The organism is Duganella rivi (assembly GCF_009857435.1).
GTDB classification, from domain to species: Bacteria; Pseudomonadota; Gammaproteobacteria; order Burkholderiales; family Burkholderiaceae_D; genus Rugamonas; species Rugamonas rivi.
This window is the reverse complement of record NZ_WWCK01000005.1, coordinates 719,559-738,371: the sequence shown is the minus strand read 5'-3', so window position 1 is coordinate 738,371 and position 18,813 is coordinate 719,559. Positions and strand designations below refer to the sequence as shown.

At 63.4% G+C, this 18,813-nt stretch carries 15 protein-coding genes; 13 read left to right on the top strand and 2 right to left on the bottom strand.

Annotated elements, in window-relative coordinates; all coding sequences use genetic code 11:
* Positions 1-39: 39 nt before the first annotated feature.
* A complete protein-coding gene (locus GTP45_RS19455) occupies positions 40-2,250 on the bottom strand; it encodes an NHL repeat-containing protein (protein WP_161015517.1) in 2,211 nt (736 codons plus the stop codon).
* 160 nt (positions 2,251-2,410) lie between these two features.
* On the opposite strand from GTP45_RS19455, the gene GTP45_RS19450 reads away from it, so the two are divergent.
* From GTP45_RS19450 to GTP45_RS19395, 12 genes are all read left to right on the top strand, one after another.
* A complete protein-coding gene (locus GTP45_RS19450) occupies positions 2,411-3,466 on the top strand; it encodes a YjgN family protein (RefSeq protein ID WP_161015516.1) in 1,056 nt (351 codons plus the stop codon).
* On the top strand, positions 3,466-4,494 hold the full coding sequence (locus GTP45_RS19445) for a M48 family metallopeptidase (RefSeq protein ID WP_161015515.1): 1,029 nt from the start codon (positions 3,466-3,468) through the stop codon (positions 4,492-4,494). The genes GTP45_RS19450 and GTP45_RS19445 overlap by 1 nt, the downstream gene beginning before the upstream one ends.
* A 79-nt stretch (positions 4,495-4,573) precedes the next feature.
* Positions 4,574-5,548, top strand: coding sequence for an ABC transporter substrate-binding protein (locus GTP45_RS19440; protein WP_161015514.1), 975 nt, complete (start codon positions 4,574-4,576; stop codon positions 5,546-5,548).
* Positions 5,548-6,381, top strand: coding sequence for an ABC transporter permease (locus GTP45_RS19435; RefSeq protein ID WP_161015513.1), 834 nt, complete (start codon positions 5,548-5,550; stop codon positions 6,379-6,381). The genes GTP45_RS19440 and GTP45_RS19435 overlap by 1 nt, the downstream gene beginning before the upstream one ends.
* The gene (locus tag GTP45_RS19430) at positions 6,381-7,172 is read left to right on the top strand and encodes an ABC transporter ATP-binding protein (protein ID WP_161015512.1); all 792 of its coding nucleotides are present in this window, start codon (positions 6,381-6,383) and stop codon (positions 7,170-7,172) included. The genes GTP45_RS19435 and GTP45_RS19430 overlap by 1 nt, the downstream gene beginning before the upstream one ends.
* 21 nt (positions 7,173-7,193) lie before the next feature.
* Positions 7,194-7,997, top strand: a complete 804-nt coding sequence (locus GTP45_RS19425; RefSeq protein WP_161015511.1) for a cytochrome C assembly family protein — start codon at positions 7,194-7,196, stop codon at positions 7,995-7,997.
* A complete protein-coding gene (locus GTP45_RS19420; protein ID WP_161015510.1) occupies positions 7,994-8,296 on the top strand; it encodes a PP0621 family protein in 303 nt (100 codons plus the stop codon). The genes GTP45_RS19425 and GTP45_RS19420 overlap by 4 nt, the downstream gene beginning before the upstream one ends.
* Positions 8,297-8,308: 12 nt before the next feature.
* Complete coding sequence (locus GTP45_RS19415; RefSeq protein WP_161015509.1) at positions 8,309-10,006, top strand: sensor histidine kinase; 1,698 nt, start codon at positions 8,309-8,311, stop codon at positions 10,004-10,006.
* Entirely contained in the window at positions 10,006-11,442 is a 1,437-nt protein-coding gene (locus GTP45_RS28240; RefSeq protein ID WP_161015508.1) for a sigma-54-dependent transcriptional regulator, read from the top strand. Before GTP45_RS19415 ends, GTP45_RS28240 begins: the two co-directional genes overlap by 1 nt.
* A complete protein-coding gene (ampD, locus tag GTP45_RS19405; RefSeq protein WP_371874479.1) occupies positions 11,439-12,065 on the top strand; it encodes a 1,6-anhydro-N-acetylmuramyl-L-alanine amidase AmpD in 627 nt (208 codons plus the stop codon). Before GTP45_RS28240 ends, ampD begins: the two co-directional genes overlap by 4 nt.
* Positions 12,066-12,236: 171 nt before the next feature.
* Positions 12,237-15,155: a ribonucleoside-diphosphate reductase subunit alpha gene (locus GTP45_RS19400; RefSeq protein WP_161015507.1), complete on the top strand. Its 2,919-nt coding sequence runs from the start codon at positions 12,237-12,239 to the stop codon at positions 15,153-15,155.
* A 71-nt stretch (positions 15,156-15,226) separates the two neighbouring features.
* A complete protein-coding gene (locus tag GTP45_RS19395) occupies positions 15,227-16,339 on the top strand; it encodes a ribonucleotide-diphosphate reductase subunit beta (RefSeq protein WP_161015506.1) in 1,113 nt (370 codons plus the stop codon).
* A gap of 209 nt (positions 16,340-16,548) precedes the next feature.
* Here the strand turns inward: GTP45_RS19395 and GTP45_RS19390 are convergent, their stop codons facing one another.
* Entirely contained in the window at positions 16,549-18,006 is a 1,458-nt protein-coding gene (locus tag GTP45_RS19390) for an FAD-dependent monooxygenase (protein WP_161015505.1), read from the bottom strand.
* A gap of 84 nt (positions 18,007-18,090) precedes the next feature.
* Here GTP45_RS19390 and GTP45_RS19385 point away from each other — a divergent pair, with 84 nt between their 5' ends.
* Positions 18,091-18,561, top strand: a complete 471-nt coding sequence (locus GTP45_RS19385) for a MarR family winged helix-turn-helix transcriptional regulator (protein ID WP_166454671.1) — start codon at positions 18,091-18,093, stop codon at positions 18,559-18,561.
* The last annotated feature ends 252 nt before the right edge of the window (positions 18,562-18,813 follow it).

Sequence of the window (18,813 nt, the reverse complement as noted above, 5' to 3'; positions counted from 1 at the left end):
CGCGCGGCCGGACCAAGTCCGCCATTTTACCGCATTGCGTTAGTCGGGCAGCACCAGCTGCACGATGGCGCCACCGGAGATCAGCGCGTAGGTGTTGATGCCGGTCGGCGTCAGCGGCATGACCAGGTCGGTGCCGGTCAGCCGGTTGTAGCCCACCGGTCCGGTGCGCGCTAGGCTGCCCGGCAGCGCGCCGAGCTGGATGCCGTTCTGGCCGGCCACGCCGGCCACCGCGCTCTTGTCGCCATTGGCGGCGATGCGGTAAACCAGATTGGTGCTGGATTCGTACACGTAGCGGTAGGCGCTGCGCGCGCCGCTGGCAGGTTGCTCGACTCCGACCTCGGCCGGCAAGGCGCTGATGGTGCTGACCACGCCGGACGGCGTGATTTTGCGGTAGGTATTGCCCGCCCCGCCGACATACAGATTGCCGTCGCGGTCCAGGCCGAGCAGGTTGACGGTCCAGAAGGTGGCGCTGCTGCCGGGGCCATCGATCATTGGTTCTATGTTGCGTATCGACGCCAGCGTGCCGGCCACCAGCGTGCTGGATTGGTAGTTGTCGGCTGCGCGGCGCAGCTCGATGTTAGCGCCGCCTAAGCCCCATTTGTCGAATGTCGCCACCGGGATTTCGTGGCTGACATACAAGCCATCCCTGGTGGCGAGGATCTGGGTGGCCGGCGCGTTGCTGTACAGGGTGTCGCGGAACAGCTTGCTTACCTGGCCGCTGCGGGTAATCTGGTAGACATTGCCTTGCACGTCGAGCACGAACAGAGTGCCGTCCGGCCGGGCCGTCAGCCAGCGCGGGCGCACGATGCGGGCAGTGGCAACGGCGCCTTCCAGCGCGCCGGTGATGTCGCCCTCGTTGCCGGCCAGCCGGGCCAGGGTGCTGCCGTCCCATTTATAGATCTGGCTGGCGCTGGCGACGATGGCGGTGCCGTCGGACAGGTAGCGCACCCATTTGTAGGCAGTGGCGGCGCCCGGCATGATCGCGTCGTTGAAGTTGGTATGGAACGGGTCGTTGTAGTCGGCCGGCAGCTTGCCGCTCAACAGCGTGGTGACTGTGCCGCTGCTGCTGACTTTGCGCAGGCGGTAAGCGTCGCGGAAGTCGGCGATGGTTGAGGCACTTTGGAATTCATAGTCGAGCGTGCGCAGTTCGCCATTTTTATCGACCGCCAGCGAACTGTGGCCGCCGCCGAAGTGGGCTGCTGCGCCGACGCCGTCCTTGGCCGCGCCGCTGTCGTGCATGTCGCCGGCAATGGTGCTGACCACGCCGGCCGGGCTGATCTTGCGCACGCTGTAGCAATTGAGCACCAGCAGGTTGCCGGCCGCGTCCGCCACCGCGTCGTCGAGGTAGGGCAGGCGGGCGGCGCCGCCGGCGCCGTTGACGCAGCCGCCGGCGGCGGGATCACCGCCGTCGCCGGCCAGCACCGTGCTGCTCTTGCCGTCGGCCTCCACGCTGCGCACGTAGTGTGGGCTGAGCAGGTAGGCCGTGCCGTTCGGCCCGGCCACCACGCGCTGCGCGGTCTGGTCGGTGCGTTCCGGCGCCAACCATAGCGTGGTGCTGCCGTCCGGCTGCATCTTGTAGACGGCTTCCGTGCCGTTGTCGTTGCTGGTTAGCACAAATGCGATGTTGTCGGCGCCGACGCTGATGCTGCGCGGCTTGCCGCGGTCGGCCGGTAGCGCCGGCAGCGTAGTCACCACGCCGTTGCCGCTGATGCGGCGGATGCGCACGCTGCCGGAGGCCTGGTCGAGCGCCAGCAGGTTGCCGGCGTTGTCGGCCGCCAGATCGATCAGATTGCTGAAGCGGGCGGCGTCGCCCTGGCCGTCGAGATTGCCGGCGCCGCCGATGGTGCCGGCGATCAGGCTCAGGCCGGGCGTGCCGGCCGGCGGGTAGACCCAGAAGTCAAACGTCTTGCTGACATCGCCGGCCTTGACGCTGATGCTGACGTGGGGATTGTTGCTGTTGGCGGCGATGCTGACCGGCGGCGTGTAGCTGACGCTGTTGCCGGAGCTCGCCGACAGCGTGCCGGGGCCTTCCGCCAGCGTCCAGCTCACGGTGGCGGCCACGGCCGGCGTTGCGCTCAAGGTCACCGGTGCGCCGCCCAGCACCACCTTGCCGGTGTCGCCGCTCAAGGTCAGCGATTGCGGCGTGGCCGGTGGTGGTGGCGTCACAGTGGCCGGCGCGCCGCCGCCGCCGCCACCGCAGGCGGCCAGCAAGCTGCCGAGAAGAAGGACGGTGAGCGGGCGAGTAGTCATATTTTGCCTCAAAAGTAATATTGCAAATCATGATAACGATTCCACCCGACACGATCTTCACACATTGTCACGGGTAGTAACAAAAAACATAATTTCTCATTGACAATGTTTTTTCAAGAGTGCATCTTATTGCTATCTATTTAATCTTTCAGAGGAATACATGGAGCAGTTATTGGACGAGGCGCCCACCGCGCCGCCGGCGCCGGCCGCCGAGGAACCGGGCCCGCAGCGCATCATCTTCCACGCCAGCGGCAGCGAGTACTTCCGCATCTGGATCGTCAATCTGTTGCTGACCATGGCCACGCTGGGCATCTACTCGGCGTGGGCCAAGGTGCGCCGCAACCAGTACTTCTACTCCAGCACCGAGCTGGCCGGGGCCAGTTTCGAGTACCACGGCAAGCCGCTGGCCATCCTCAAGGGCCGCATCGTCGCGCTGGTGCTGATCGGCGGCTACAACCTGGCATTCCAGTTTTCGCCGGTGGCCGGCGTCGTCATGCTGTTGCTGCTGGCCGGCGTGATGCCCTTCCTGGTGTGGAATAGCTTGAAGTTCCGCCTGCACTACACCAGCTACCGCGGCATCCGCTTCGGCTTTGATGGCTCGCTGAAGTCGGCGTACTTGCACTTCCTGCTGCTGCCGATTTTGTACGTGGTGAGTTTCATGCTGGCGCTGCCGTTCGTGCACCAGCGCATCAAGCGCTTCCAGCACACCGAGAGCCGCTACGGCACCCAGCACTTTAATTTTGACGCCACGGTAGGCGCGTTCTACAAGCGCTACCTGATGTTGTTTGGCTTGATGCTGGCCGGCGGCTTGGTCACCGGTGTTATCGGCGCGCTGCTGGGCGCGGCCCTCGGGCCGAAGGCGGTGCTGGGCACGCTGGTGCTGAGCTACCTGTGGTTCGCGCTGCTGATTCCGGTGTTTATGAATATGATCCAGAACCTGGTGTGGAACCACACCAGCATCGGCGCGCACCGCTTCCACTCGGACATGGAGTGGGGCACGGTGGCGTGGCTGTCGGTCACCAATGTGCTGGGCATCTTGTGCACGGTCGGCCTGTTCACGCCGTTTGCTATCGTGCGCTGGACCCGCTACCACCTCGAATCGATCACGCTGCTGCCAGCCGGCAGCCTCGATGACTTCGTGGCCGGCGAGGATGCCGCAGTCGACGCCACCGGCGTTGGCGCGACCGATATGCTGGACTTCGATCTGTCGATGTAATGAGCGAACCAGTGAGCGAAGCAGTCGAACCAGTCGCGGGCAGCTATTTCGACGGCCGCACTTCGCGCCTGTACCGCGTCACGCTGCAAGTGCAGGACGGCGTGGCGCAGGTGCGCGGCGAGTGCGAGCGCGATGCGCCGCTGGGCGAATTGCGCGTGTCCGAGCGCAGCCGCCATGCGCTGCGCAAAGTCACTTTCCCCGACGGCGCCTATCTCGAAGTCCGCGACCTCGCCGGCATGGCCGCGCTGCTGCACAGCACCGGCCACGGCGATAGCTGGGTAGTGCGCATCCAGCAAAGCTGGCGCGGTGCGCTGGCCGCGGCGGCCGGCACGCTGGCGGTGCTGGGCCTGGGCTACGCTTACGCCTTGCCGGCGGTGGCCGACTGGATCGCGCGCGCCATGCCGCCCAGCATGGAGCACAAGCTGGGGCAGGGCGTGCTGGCGGTGCTGGACCGGCAAATGTTCGAACCGTCGCGTTTTTCCGATCAGCGCATGGATGAACTGAGCGCGCGCTTCCGCGAGCTCAGGCCGCCGAGCGGCGAAGCGCCGCAATGGCGGCTGGTATTCCGCAAGAGCCGCTACGGCCCCAATGCCTTCGCGCTGCCGTCCGGCGACATTGTGCTGACCGACGAAATGGTGCGCCTGCTCGACGACGAGGACGCCGTGATGGGCGTGCTGGCGCACGAACTGGGCCACCTGCATCAGCACCACATCACGCGCCGCGTGATCCAGGGGGCGGTGGTGACGGCGGGCGCGGCGGTGCTGGTCGGCGATGTGTCCTCGCTGCTGACCACGGCCGCTCCGGCCATCGTCGACATGAAGTACTCGCGCGACGCCGAGCGCGATGCCGACGACTACGCAATCGCCATGTTGCAGCGCAATGGCATCCCGCTGGAGCATCTGCTGCACGTGTTCGAGCGCTTGCAGCAGGTAGAGCAAGCGCACGGCGTGGAAATGGCCGACTACCTGTCCAGCCATCCGGCTACCGAGGAACGCATCGCCCACGTGCGCGCCGTCCTGCGCCGCTAGCTGCGGGTAAGAATACGCTGATAGGCAAGACCTGCCGGGCTTGGTATGATTTCTCGAAACAACACCTTGGGAGAGACGGATGAAACTGAAAGCGATTTGCACCGCCGTAGTCATGACCGCCATGCTGGGCGCCACTCACGCCCAGGCGCAGGAAGTGGTTCGATTAGGCAACCTCAAGTTCGCCCACTACGGCGCCGTCTCGTACATCAAGGAAATCGCACCGAAGTGCGGCATCAAGGTCGAGGAGCGCGTGTTCGCCAAGGGGCTGGACGTGATGCAGGCGATTATCGCCGGCGAGCTCGATGTCGGCACCACCGCGTCTGAGGCCGCCATCTCGGGCCGCGCCGGCGGCGCGCCGATCTTCGTGGTGGCCGGCTTTGCCAAGGGCGGCGCGCAGCTGGTCAGCCGCGCCGACCTGAAACTCAAAACCGTCAAAGACCTGAAGGGCAAGAAAGTCGGCGTCACGCGCGGCGGCATTCAGGAAGTGCTGCTGCTGGCCGAACTCCAGCAAAACGGCCTGACCGTGTCCGACCAGCCGGGCAAGGACGTGCAACTCGTGTTCCTGGCCTACGCCGATTTGAACCAGGCGCTGCTCGGCAAGCAGATCGACGCCATGATGCAGTCCGAGCCGCAATCGTCGCAAGCCATCAACAAGGGCTTCGGCACCGAGATCATCAAGCCCTACGACACGCCGATCGGCGAGCCGGTGCGCACCATGGTGATGACCGAAAAATTCTATAAAGAGAAGCGCCCGCTGGCCGAGAAATTCATGAACTGCTTCGTCCAGTCGACCAAGCTGTTCATCGAGAACAAGGCGGTGGCCGAGAAGTATGTGCGCGAGGTGATCTTCAAAGGCCAGATCACCAAGGACGATTTCGACGACGCCATCGGCAATTCGCCGTACAGCTACGACATCACGCCCGAGCACATCCAGATCACCACCGACGTGATGGTCAAGACCGGCGTCGGCAAGATGGCCAAGCCGCCGGTGGCCAAGGACTGGGTCAAGACCGACTTGCTGGAAGCGGCCAAGAAATCGCTGGGCGTTAAATAATGACGGCCAATTCGCGCGCGTCTTCCTTGCGGCAGATCGGCATCGGGCTGGTGCTGCCGGCCGTGGTGGTGGCCGCGTGGCAGGCGGTGGCGATGCTGGGATGGGTCAATCCACAAGTGCTGCCGTCGCCGCTGGCGGTGGCGGAGAAGTGGATCGCCTACCTGCTGCCGCTGCAGCCGTATGATCCGGCCGCCGGTAGCTGGCTGCATTGGGCCGTCTCCGGCGAGCTGATTACCGATTCTCTCAGCAGCTTGTACCGCGTGGTGGTTGGCTTTTTGATCGGCGGCGGGCTGGCCTTGCCGCTAGGCCTGGCCATGGGCATGAGCACCCGCGTCTACGACTGGTTCAACGTGCTGGTGCAAATGGTGCGGCCGATCCCGCCGATTGCCTATATTCCGCTGTCGATGCTGTGGTTCGGCCTGGGCAATCCGCCGGCCGTGTTCCTGATCGCGCTGGGCGCCTTCTTCCCGGTGCTGATGAATACCATTGCCGGCGTGCGCCAGGTGGACGGCATTTACATCCGCGCCGCCCGCAATCTCGGCGCGTCGGGCTTCACCATGTTCACCCGCGTGATTCTGCCGGCCGCCGTGCCTTACATCCTGTCCGGCGTGCGGATCGGCATCGGCACCGCTTTCATCGTGGTGATCGTGGCCGAGATGGTGGCGGTGAATAACGGCCTCGGTTTCCGCATCCTTGAAGCGCGCGAGTACTTCTGGTCCGACAAAATCATCGCCGGCATGATTACCATCGGCCTGATTGGATTAGCCATCGACGTCGGCATGAACAAGCTGAATAACTACCTGCTGCGCTGGCACCGCGGATTGGAAAACTGATGACGCACATCCTCGTATCGCAAGTGAACAAGGTGTTCCAGACCGCCGAGCGCGAAGTGGTGGCGCTCAAGGACATCAACCTGGAGATCCCGCAGGGGCAGTTCGTCTGCCTGCTCGGGCCATCGGGCTGCGGCAAATCGACCCTGCTGAACGCGGTGGCCGGCTTTGCGCCGCCGTCGTCCGGCAGCATCACGGTGGACGGCCAGCTGGTGCGCGCGCCCGGCCCGGAGCGCGGCATGGTGTTCCAGGAGTACGCGCTATTCCCGTGGATGACGGTGGCCGACAATATCGCCTTCGGCTTGCAGATCAAGGGCCAGCCCAAAGCGCAGATCGCGGCCACAGTCGACAAGCTGCTCAACATGCTGTCCTTGCAGGACTTCCGCAACCGCTACCCGAAAGACCTGTCGGGTGGCATGCGCCAGCGGGTGGCGATTGCGCGCGTGCTGGCGCTCGATTCGCCGATCATGCTGATGGACGAACCGTTCGGCGCTTTGGATGCGCTCACCCGGCGCAACCTGCAAGATGAATTGCTGCGCATCTGGGCCGAGCTGAAAAAAACCATCATCTTCGTCACTCACTCGATCGAGGAGGCGATTTACCTGGCCGACCGCATCGTGGTGATGACTTACCGCCCCGGCACCGTCAAGCGCGACATCGTGATTGACTTGCCGCGCCTGCGCGACCCGGCATCGGCCGAATTCAATGCCCTCAAGCGCGAGCTGGGGCAACTGGTGATGGAGGAGCAGCAGCGCCACCACCACGACGAATTGCGCATGGCAGCCGTGGATTGATCGATGGTGTAAACTGCCGGGATGCAGACCTATTCTTTTATCGCAGCCATCGTGCTGTACATCGTGTGCGCCGCGCTGCCTTCGCGCCGCGGCGGCTTGATTTCTGCCGTCACGCTGGCCGCCTGGCTGCTGCACGGCGTCGGCCTGTGGGCGGAAATCGCCGGCGGCGGCGAGTTGCGCTTCGGCTTTGCCGCCATGCTGTCGTCGGCGCTGTGGGTGTCGGTGGCCGCCTACTGGATAGAGAACCAGAACTTTAGCCTCGACGGCTTGCGACGGCTGGTCATGCCCAGCGCCGCCGTCGCCGCTGCGCTGCAAGCGGTTTTCCCCGGTAACGTGGTGCCCCTGGGCGGCAAATCGCCGCTGTTTGGCTGGCATATCGCGATTGCCACCATGGCCTATTCGACGCTGACCATCGCCGCCTTCCACGCCGTGCTGATGGCGTTGCAGGAGTCGCGCCTGCACGCGCGCAGCGAGAAGAAGTCCTTCCTGTCCGGCGCGTTGGATCAGCTGCCGGCGCTGCTGACCATGGAAAAGCTGTTGTTCCGCATGATAGGCTTCGGCTTCGCGCTGTTAAGTTTGACCGTGTTGTCGGGCATCGTGTTCTCGGAACAGCTGTTCGGCCAGGCGCTGAAATGGGATCACAAGTCGGTCTTCACCTTGCTATCGTGGGTGCTGTTTGCCGCGCTGCTGGCCGGCCGCCGCTTCCGAGGCTGGCGTGGCAAGACCGCGTTGAGCTTCACGCTGGCCGGCTTTGCGACCTTGCTGCTGGCCTACGTCGGCAGCCGTTTTGTATTTGAAGTGGTTTTGCATAAGGGTTGGGCATGACGAAGTTATTAATGTGGCTGGCGCTGATCTTCCTGGTGATCTTCGCGATCCGCTCCAAGATCCGGCAGGCGCAAAAGCGCTATCAGGATCAGTTCCGCCAGCAGCAAGCGGCGCAACAGCCGCCGCAAGCGGCGCAGCAGCAAACCTACAAGGCGCGCGCCGCCGCCCAAGCGGCCAACGACGCCGAGGTGATGCTGCAATGCGCGCACTGCGGCGTGTTCTATCCTGCCTCGGAAACGGTGCAGGCCAATGGCCGTGACTATTGCAGCGCGGCCCATGCGGCGCTGCCGTCCGCATAACTCCCCGCGACCGTGATCGCGCGCCTGCAAGCCCTTTCGGCCGAATCGCGCGCTACCTTCTGGCGCTCGCTGCAAACGCTGAACGCCACCCGCGTGGTGATCGCGCTGGTGCTGCTGGTTTATCTGAGTTTCGATAACCGCGGCCTGCGCGCCTCGGGCCAGTACCTGTACCTGCAAATCTGCCTGGCGTATCTCGGGCTGGCGATCGGCTTCGCGCTGTCGGCGGTGTACGTGCAGCGCCGCTTCGTGCTGCAACTGCTGTCGCAGATCGCCTGCGACCTGGCCTTCATCTCCTTGCTGTACCTGGCCGGCGGCGGCATGCGCAGCGGCCTGGCGATTCTCTACCTGTTCCCGCTGGCCGGCCTGGCGATTCTGGCGCCGCTGATCATTTCCCTGTTCTGCGCCTCGCTGGTGGCGCTGTTCTTATTAGGCGACACCACCTGGCAGATCTTCATTACCGACAGCGACCGCGACGTGATGCAGGCCGGCTTGTACGGCGCCGCCTTCCTGGCCGCCGTGCTGGTGGTGAACCGCATGGCCGCCAAATTGATCGGGCAGGAGGAGCTGGCGATCAAGCGCGGGGTCGAAATCAATGTGCAGCAAGCGGTGAACCGGCTGGTGATGGCCAACATCGGCGACGGCATCCTGGTGGTTGACCCGGAAGGGCAGGTGTTTGCCGGGAACCCGGCGGCGCAGCAGATGCTGGGCCTCGTCGGGCCGGAGCTGAAGTTCAAACTGTCGGCCGCCGTGGCGCTGGCGCCCTTGGCGCAGGCATATCACGAATGGCGCGAGGACGCCACGCGCTCCACCGCCTTCCTCACCATCAAGCCGTTCAACGACGCCGCGCTGGAAGGCACGACCGCCGCGTGGAGCGCCCGCCGCGACCTGGCCGCGCATTTGAAAGTGCGCTTTGCCGCCGCCGACACCCACGGCCTGGGCGCGGAGCGCAGCGTGATCTTTTTGCAGGACGTCACCGGCATTGAAAATCAGGCGCAGCAACTGAAGCTGGCGTCGATGGGCCGCCTGACCGCCAGCATCGCCCACGAGGTGCGCAATCCGCTGTCGGCCATCGGCCACGCCACCGCGCTGCTGGGCGAGGACATCACCGATCCGGTGCACCAGCGCTTGCTGAAAATCGTCGGCGACAACGTGGCGCGCGTGAACCGCATGGTGGAGGACATCCTGCAGCTGTCGCGCAAGGCGCAGGCGCATAGCGAGCCGCTGGCGCTGGACAGCTTCCTGTCCGAGCTGCGCGCGGAATTCATCGACACCCACAGCCTCGCACCGGAAATCGTCGGACTGGCGGTGGAGGCGGGCACGCACGTGCGCTTCGATGCGCTGCACATGCGCGAAGTGGTGCTCAACCTGTTAAACAACGCGGTGCGCTACGCCAGCGGCGGGCCCGATTCAATCCGCCTCGACGTGGTGCGCGACAAGGCCCAGCGGCTGGAACTGCACGTGCAGGACGATGGCCCCGGCATTTCACCGGAAGTGCGGGCCCACTTGTTTGAACCGTTTTACACCACATCGAGCAAAGGCACGGGACTGGGACTATATCTCGCGCGGGAATTGTGCTTGAATAACGAAGCGCGGCTGGACTATGAGTACCGTTTTGATAACAAGGACAGCGCCGACGGCGGCCCGGCGTTAAGCGGGCGCTTTGTAATCACCTTTGCCTCGCCCGGGCAGAAGCAAGGAAAGGCTGTTTAATGAGTGCACGTTCCCCGCGCGTCCTGGTGGTCGATGATGAGGCCGACCTGCGCGAACTGCTGGAACTGACCCTGCTGAAAATGGGGCTGGACGTCGACAGCGCCGCCACGCTGGCCGAGGCGCGCGCGCTGCTGACTACAGAATATCAACTGGTGCTGACCGATATGCGCCTGCCGGACGGCCTGGGGCTGGAGCTGGTGCGCGAGGTCACGGCCGCTTACAAGAACACGCCGGTGGCGGTGGTCACGGCGTTCGGCAGCGCCGACAACGCGGTGGTGGCGCTCAAGGCCGGCGCATTCGATTACATCTCCAAGCCGGTGGCGCTGGATCAGTTGCGGGTGATGGTGCAGTCGGCCCTGCGCCTGAACGCCGAACCGGCGGCCGTGCAAGCGCCGAGCGCCGCGACTACGGTGAGCCGCTTGCGCGGCGAGTCGGCCGTGATCCAGGCGCTGCGCGCGCAGATCGCGCGGCTGGCGCGTTCGATGGCGCCGGTCTACATCCACGGCGAATCGGGCAGCGGCAAGGAATTGGCGGCGCGCGAAATCCACGCGCAAAGCTCGCGCGCCGGCAAGCCTTTCATCGCCGTCAACTGCGGCGCCATCCCGGAAGCCTTGATGGAGGCGGAGTTCTTCGGCTATCGCAAGGGCGCCTTCACCGGCGCCGCCGACGACCGCGAAGGCTTCTTCCAGGCCGCCAACGGCGGCACCTTGATGCTGGACGAAGTGGCCGACCTGCCGCTGGCGATGCAGGTCAAGCTGCTGCGCGCCATCCAGGAACGGCGCGTGCGCAAGATCGGCGCCACCGCCGAGGAGCCGGTCGATGTGCGTATTATTAGTGCGACCCACAAGAACCTGGCGCAGTGCGTGGAGCAGGGCAGCTTCCGGCAGGATTTGTTCTACCGCCTGAACGTGATCGAATTGACGCTGCCGCCGCTGCGCGAACGGCTCGATGATCTGGGCCTGCTGACTAGCGCCATCCTCGAACGCCTCGGCACCTTTGAACACAAGGTGGCGCTCGGCCCCGGCGTGCTGGACGCGCTGCGCGGCTACTCCTTCCCTGGCAATGTGCGCGAGCTGGAAAACATCCTCGAACGGGCGCTGGCCTTCGCCAATGACGGCGTGATCCAGGTGGACGACCTGTCGCTGAAAGGCGCGCGCATGGCCGAAGCGGCCGCGCCGCTGCCGACGCCCACGCCGGCATGGACGGCTGCCGCTCCTGCTTCCGCAGCGGCTTCGGTAGCCGTGCCGCCGCCGAACCCCGACACGCTGCCATCGAGCCTGCCAGAGTACCTGAACCAGGTCGAGCGCGATATCATCCTGCGCGCGCTGGCGCAAACCCAGTTCAACCGCACGCAGGCGGCCCAGCTGCTGGGCATCAGTTTCCGCCAGCTGCGCTACCAGATGCAGAAATTGAATATCCAGGAGCCGGATACGTGAACCCGGTGAGTTCTTTTGACGGCTGGCTGCCGCTGGCAGCGCGCTACGACAGCCCGTACTTCGATGCCCGTCCCGGCCCAGCGCCCGATGACATCACCCTGCTGGTAGTGCACAACATCTCGCTGCCCGCTGGGCAGTTTGGCGGGCCGCACGTGTCCGACCTGTTCACCGGCCGGATCGACTATAATGCTGACCCCTCGTTCGCCGACCTGCGTGGCCTGAAGGTTTCCAGCCACTTTTTTATCCGCCGGGACGGCAGCGTCATTCAATACGTTTCTGCTAACGATCGCGCCTGGCATGCCGGCGTGTCGGCCTTTTGCGGGCGCGAGAAATGTAATGATTTTGCTATCGGCGTGGAGCTGGAAGGCAGCGACTTCGTGCCGTTCGAGGCGACCCAGTACGCGGCGCTGGCCGAACTGACTTTGGCGCTGCTGGCACACTATCCGTTGACCGATGTGCAGGGCCATGAGCACATCGCGCCGGGCCGGAAAACCGATCCGGGGCCGTTGTTTGATTGGGAATATTATCAAAAACTGCTCAAGGAAAAGGCAGTGCATGAGTCGGCGTTAGTGAGCGCTATCGCGGGACTACGCGTCGTCATTGGGCTTTCGCAAAGTCAATAGAAAAATTGCCGTAAACGACAAAATTTCCCCTTGCACGGGAAAATGGCGGCTACTACAATCAGTGGATCGTGTTTGATCAGGCACTAGATATAGTGGTTGCCGTGACACTAATTATTGTTAAACAAACATATGCGGGCAGCAACGACTGCGCGTTGTAACCGGGGAGCTTAAATGCAATCTACTCAAGACATCACCATCAATCCAGCACTGGTACCAGCAGTGGCTGCGAGTACCGCCAGCAGCCCGGCAACGGCAGCGAGCGACCTCGGTGACTATCGCATCATCCGCCGCAACGGCGCGGTTGTCGCGTTTGAACCGTCGAAAATTGCAGTCGCCATGACCAAGGCCTTCCTGGCCGTGAATGGCGGTCAAGGCGCGGCTTCGGCCCGCATCCGCGAACTGGTCGAACAGCTGACCGGCAGCGTGGTGACCGCGCTGGTGCGCCGTCAGCCATCGGGCGGCACTTTCCACATCGAAGACGTGCAAGACCAGGTTGAACTGGCGCTGATGCGCTCGGGCGAACACGACGTCGCTCGCGCTTACGTCCTGTACCGCGCCAAGCACATGGAAGAACGCCGCGCCGCCAAGGAAGCCCAGGGCGCCGCCGCTGCTGTCAACGCACCGCAAATCAGCGTGCTGGAAAACGGCGAGCGCAAGCCGCTGGAACTGTCGCGCGTGACGGGCCTGATCGGCGCTGCCTGCATCGGCCTGGAAAAACACGTGGATGCCGACGCCATCGTCGCTGAAACCCTGAAAAACCTGTACGACGGCGTACCGGTCGAAGAACTGCACAAATCGGCCATCCTGGCTGCCCGCGCGCTGATGGAAAAGGATCCGGCTTACTCGCAAGTGACCGCCCGCATCCTGCTGCACACCATCCGTAAAGAAGTGTTCGGCAAGGAAGTCGCCCAAGGCGCCGCCGCTGCCGAATACGTGACCTACTTCCCGCAGTACATCGCCAAAGGTATCGCGGCCGAACTGCTGGACACCAAACTGGGCGAGTTCGACCTGGCCCGCCTGGCGAAAGCCATCGTTGCCGACCGCGATCTGCAATTCGGCTACATCGGCCTGCAAACCCTGTACGACCGCTACTTCCTGCACGTGCGTGACGTGCGCATCGAAATGCCGCAGGCGTTCTACATGCGCGTCGCCATGGGCCTGGCCCTGAACGAAAGCGACCGCGAAGCGCGCGCCATCGAGTTCTACAACCTGCTGTCGACCTTCGACTTCATGTCGTCGACCCCGACCCTGTTCAACTCGGGCACCCTGCGCTCGCAGCTGTCGTCGTGCTACCTGACCACCGTGTCGGACGACCTGGAAGGCATCTACGACGCCATCAAGGAAAACGCCCTGCTGGCGAAATTCGCCGGTGGTCTGGGCAACGACTGGACGCCAGTCCGTGCGCTGGGCGCCCACATCAAGGGCACCAACGGCAAATCGCAAGGCGTGGTGCCGTTCCTGAAAGTGGTGAACGACACCGCCGTTGCAGTCAATCAGGGCGGCAAGCGCAAGGGCGCAGTCTGCGCCTACCTGGAAACCTGGCACATGGACATCGAGGAATTCCTCGACCTGCGCAAGAACACCGGCGACGACCGCCGCCGCACCCACGACATGAACACCGCCAACTGGATTCCAGACCTGTTCATGAAGCGCGTGATGGAAAAAGGCGAGTGGACGCTGTTCTCGCCATCGGATACGCCTGACCTGCACGATCTGGTCGGTAAAGCCTTCGAAAAAGCCTACGTCGCTTACGAAGCCAAAGCCGCCGCCGGCGAAATCCGCGTGTTCAAGAAAATCCAGGCACTGGATCTGTGGCGCAAAATGCTGTCGATGCTGTTCGAAACCGGCCACCCATGGATCACCTTCAAAGACCCATGCAACATCCGTTCGCCGCAGCAGCACGTGGGCATGGTTCACAGCTCGAACCTGTGCACCGAGATCACCCTGAACACCGGCCCGGACGAAATCGCTGTCTGCAACCTGGGTTCGGTCAATCTGCCGGCCCACATGAAAGAAGGCAAGCTGGATCACGTCAAGCTGCAAAAAACCATCCGCACCGCGATGCGCATGCTGGACAACGTGATCGACATTAACTACTACGCGGTTGAAAAAGCGCGTAACGCCAATATGCGTCACCGTCCGGTCGGCCTGGGCGTGATGGGCTTCCAGGACTGCCTGCACATGATGCGCGTGCCGTTCTCGTCGATGGAATCGGTGCAGTTTGCCGACACCTCGATGGAAGCTGTCTGCTACTACGCCTACCTGGCGTCGACCGAACTGGCCGAAGAACGCGGCCACTACGCTTCGTACAAAGGTTCGCTGTGGGATCGCGGCATCCTGCCACAGGACTCGATCAAGCTGCTGGCCGAAGAGCGCGGCGGCTACCTGGAGCAAGACCTGTCGTCGGCCATGGACTGGACGCCGGTGCGCGAGCGCATCGCCAAGTTCGGCATGCGTAACTCGAACTGCGTGGCGATCGCTCCGACCGCGACCATTTCGAACATCATCGGCGTGTCGGCTTGCATCGAACCGACCTTCCAGAACCTGTACGTGAAGTCCAACCTGTCGGGCGAATTCACCGAGATCAACTCCTACCTGGTGCGTGACCTGAAAGCACGCGACCTGTGGGACGAGGTGATGATCGCCGACCTGAAATACTTCGACGGCTCGCTGGCCAAGATCGACCGCATCCCGCAAGATCTGCGTGACATTTATGCAACCGCATTCGAAGTGTCGCCAAGCTGGCTGGTGGAAGCCGCCTCGCGCCGCCAGAAATGGATCGACCAGGCACAGTCGCTGAACATCTACATGGCCGGCGCCTCGGGCAAGAAACTGGACGAAACCTACAAGCTGGCATGGCTGCGTGGCCTGAAAACCACCTACTACCTGCGTACCATCGCTGCCACCCACATGGAGAAATCCACCACCAAGACCGGCGCCCTGAACGCCGTGCCGGTGGACGGCGGCCTGGCTGCGGCCAACGCTGCGCCAGCTGCCCCGGCGCCAGTCGCTGCGGCTGAGGAAGACGGCGCCGCCTGCTACCTGCGTCCAGGCGACGACGGTTTCGAGGAATGCGAAGCCTGCCAGTAATACAATAGAAGCGTGCGCCGTCCTGAGCAGGGACGGCGCACAATACCCATATATAGAAGGAACTCATTATTATGTCGCTGTCCTGGGACGACGAGGCCGCATCGGCCAAACAAGCAGTCAATCAAGCCGCGCTGGCCACCTCCGAGGGCAGCGCTGAACAAGTCGCGCTGCGCGTGAACGCAGACGACAAGCGCATCATCAACGGCAAAACCGACGTGAACCAGCTGGTGCCGTTCAAGTACAAGTGGGCATGGGACAAATACCTGGCTGGCTGCGCCAACCACTGGATGCCGCAAGAAGTGAACATGCAGCGCGACATCGAGCTGTGGAAGAACCCGAACGGCCTGACCGAAGACGAGCGCCGTCTGGTCAAGCGCAACCTCGGCTTCTTCGTGACTGCCGACTCGCTGGCTGCCAACAACATCGTGCTGGGCACCTACCGCCACATCACCGCGCCTGAGTGCCGCCAGTACCTGCTGCGCCAGGCGTTTGAAGAAGCGATCCACACCCACGCCTACCAGTACATCGTCGAATCGCTGGGCCTGGACGAGCAAGAGATCTTCAACGCCTACAACGAGATCAAATCGATCCGTGACAAGGACGAGTTCCTGATCCCGTTCATCAACACCCTGACCGACCCGTCGTTCACCACCGGCACCGTGGAGCAGGATCAGAAGCTGCTGAAATCGCTGATCGTGTTCGCCTGCCTGATGGAAGGCCTGTTCTTCTACGTCGGCTTCACCCAGATCCTGGCGCTGGGCCGCCAGAACAAGATGATGGGCGCCGCCGAGCAATACCAGTACATCCTGCGTGACGAATCGATGCACTGCAACTTCGGCATCGACTTGATCAACACCATCAAGATGGAAAACCCGCTGCTGTGGACCCCGGCCTTCAAGGAAGAGATCAAGCAGCTGTTCCTGAAAGCGGTGGAACTGGAGTACGCCTACGCCGAAGACACCATGCCACGCGGCGTGCTGGGCCTGAACGCCACCATGTTCAAAGGCTACCTGCGCTTCATCGCCAACCGCCGTGCCACCCAGATCGGCCTGGAGGCGCTGTTCGATCAGGAAGAGAATCCATTCCCATGGATGAGCGAAATGATCGACTTGAAGAAAGAACGTAACTTCTTCGAGACCCGCGTGATCGAATACCAGACCGGCGGCGCGCTGAACTGGGATTAATCTCCGTTCGCTGCACCCAGCAAAAAGCCTCGCACTGCGAGGCTTTTGTTTTTTTGGGTTTGGGTTAACCGCAGCTGTTAGCACCCCAAGCGAAAGGGTCTGACCCCGTACGGGGTCAGACCCTGGCCGTAGCGGTGTGCGGGTTGGGGGAGTGCCGCATGCTTTCAAATCCAAGCACCGTCAACCCAGAAGCAATTGGCTTAAGAAGGCTAACGCACTAATCTACTAATATATGTCGCCAGCGCGGGGCTGTGCTCGTCGTGGGTGAGGGCGGCGAGGTAGCCGTCGGGGCGGAGCAGCGCGATGTTGCCGGGTTGGAGGGCGTAGGCGTCTCGCAAGTGATGCCCCTGGTCGCGCAGTTCGGCATGCTCGCCGATGTTGATGATGCGTAGGCCTCGGCGTGGAGCGATCGTCGCCTCACCGCTCGCTTCATAGCGCAGCATTATCCAATCCCCGGTATTCAATAGCGAAAACAATCGGCGCGGCTGGCCGCCAGCCCCTAGCAGCGGCGCATCCGGCGCACGGAAGCCGGCGCGTTCGCCGCGCGACAGCGATGAACGCGGATACCCCAAGTCCAGCTGCTGCTGTTCTCGCCCACGCCGCAAATCGCCGCGTTCGCGTGCCGCGTCGAGCAGGCGGGTGGACATACCCAGCATCTCGGCGGCGGTCTCGCGGCGTTCTTCTTCATAGGTGTCGAGCAGCGCTTCGTCGGCGCCGCGCAGCACGGCTGCCAGTTTCCATCCAAGGTTCCATGCATCCTGCACGCTGGTGTTCAGACCCTGCCCGCCAGTCGGTGGATGCACATGCGCCGCATCGCCGGCGAGGAATACGCGGCCCACTCGGTAGCGCTCTGCTAGCCGCGCGCTCATCGCGTAGTCGGAGCGCCAATGCACTGCGTGTACCTCGATGTCGTCGCGCCCCGTACGCGCAGCGATGGCGGCAGTGATCCCTTCATCCGACAGATCGAACTCGCCCTCCAGCGGAATCGGCATCTGTAACTGGAACAGCGCCGTCCCCTGCAAAGGGCATAAGCTAATTTGCTCCGCACCTTTACCCCAGCGATGCCACACCTCGCGCGATAAGCCACTGAGCGTCAAATCGGCCACCACCGCGCGCGCACCGAGCGACTCGCCGGGGAAGCCGATGTCCAGGCTTTTGCGCACGAAGCTGCGGCCGCCATCGGCGCCGATCAGGTAGCGGGCGCGGATCACGCTCTCTCCTTCGGCGGAACTGACGCGCGCCGTCACGCCTTCGCCATCCTGTTCAAATCCCAGCAGCGCGTGGCCATAGCGCGGCGCCTGTCCGAGTTCCGCCAGGCGCGTACGCAGAATGCCTTCGGTCAGGTGCTGCGGCAGCATCAGCGGTTCGCCATATGGTTCGGCAGGCGTTGCGGCCCGGGCGGCGACCGACACTTCATCGTGGTAGCTGCCATCGGCCGCATAGTGGCGCTGCGACGGATAGCGTCCGCCGGCAGCGATCATGCGGTCGGCCACCTCCAGCGCTTCGAAGATCTCCAGCGTGCGCGGCTGGATGCCTTTGCCGCGCGAGCCGCCGAACGGTTCGGCCACTTGGTCGATCAGCAGAAAGCCGACATTGCGGCGCGCGAGATCCAACGCCAGGGTAAGACCGGCCGCGCCGGCGCCGCAGATCAGGATATCGGTGTGCATGCTGCGCTCCTTTTAAATGAGTGTATTTTGCACATATTATTCCGGCCTCAAAACCGTGTCAATAACTATGTGTATAATGCACATATGAATAAAGATATCCGCGATTTGCATGACGCGCTGCTCGACATCATCGGCTTCATGAGCCGTCCCGAGCCCGACGTCGCCCTGATGTCCGAGATGGCGATGCCACTCGAACGCGCGCTGCTTCCCCTGCTGGTGCGCATCGACCGCCGTGGCCCGATCGGCGTGGTGGAGCTGGCCGACTTGGTCGGCCGCGACTACACCACCGTCAGCCGGCAGGTGGCGCGACTCGATGAACTGGGTCTGGTGGTGCGCCGTGCCGGCACGCGCGACAAGCGTGTGCGCGAAGCGGAGGTGACGGAGCTGGGACGCGAGATGGCCGACGCCATCGACCGCATGCGCGAAGAGCTGGTCGGCGAGTTGATGGCCGATTGGACCAACGCCGAGCGCCGCGATCTCGCGCGACTGCTCAAGCGCGTCGCCGCCGACATGAACGAGTGGGTGGCGCGCCGCAAGCTGGAAGACGCCGAGTAAAGCCGCGAGCCATTTCAAACGCCGCCTGTCCCCGTCTACCTTAACGCCGATTTACAGCACCGTTCGCGCGCATCATCGCGTTCGACCACGCACTCTAAAACGCTGGCGCAGTGCGGCGCACCGCTGTATTCCGCTTGCTATTCGCCTTACTCTGTCTCATAATCGCGACGAATTAAAAACAGCGAGTAGTAGCGGCGCGCGCAGCACGCGCAAGCGCTCTCGGATTCGGAAGCGGGTCACGCGATTTTTCAG

Coding starts and splice junctions, on each gene's coding strand:
- GTP45_RS19455 (WP_161015517.1), bottom strand. CDS start 2,250: ATGACTACTCGCCCGCTCACCGTCCTTCTTCTCGGCAGCTTGCTGGCC.
- GTP45_RS28240 (WP_161015508.1), top strand. CDS start 10,006: ATGAGTGCACGTTCCCCGCGCGTCCTGGTGGTCGATGATGAGGCCGAC.
- GTP45_RS19435 (WP_161015513.1), top strand. CDS start 5,548: ATGACGGCCAATTCGCGCGCGTCTTCCTTGCGGCAGATCGGCATCGGG.
- GTP45_RS19425 (WP_161015511.1), top strand. CDS start 7,194: ATGCAGACCTATTCTTTTATCGCAGCCATCGTGCTGTACATCGTGTGC.
- GTP45_RS19430 (WP_161015512.1), top strand. CDS start 6,381: ATGACGCACATCCTCGTATCGCAAGTGAACAAGGTGTTCCAGACCGCC.
- GTP45_RS19395 (WP_161015506.1), top strand. CDS start 15,227: ATGTCGCTGTCCTGGGACGACGAGGCCGCATCGGCCAAACAAGCAGTC.
- GTP45_RS19400 (WP_161015507.1), top strand. CDS start 12,237: ATGCAATCTACTCAAGACATCACCATCAATCCAGCACTGGTACCAGCA.
- GTP45_RS19440 (WP_161015514.1), top strand. CDS start 4,574: ATGAAACTGAAAGCGATTTGCACCGCCGTAGTCATGACCGCCATGCTG.
- GTP45_RS19420 (WP_161015510.1), top strand. CDS start 7,994: ATGACGAAGTTATTAATGTGGCTGGCGCTGATCTTCCTGGTGATCTTC.
- GTP45_RS19390 (WP_161015505.1), bottom strand. CDS start 18,006: ATGCACACCGATATCCTGATCTGCGGCGCCGGCGCGGCCGGTCTTACC.
- GTP45_RS19385 (WP_166454671.1), top strand. CDS start 18,091: ATGAATAAAGATATCCGCGATTTGCATGACGCGCTGCTCGACATCATC.
- GTP45_RS19445 (WP_161015515.1), top strand. CDS start 3,466: ATGAGCGAACCAGTGAGCGAAGCAGTCGAACCAGTCGCGGGCAGCTAT.
- GTP45_RS19450 (WP_161015516.1), top strand. CDS start 2,411: ATGGAGCAGTTATTGGACGAGGCGCCCACCGCGCCGCCGGCGCCGGCC.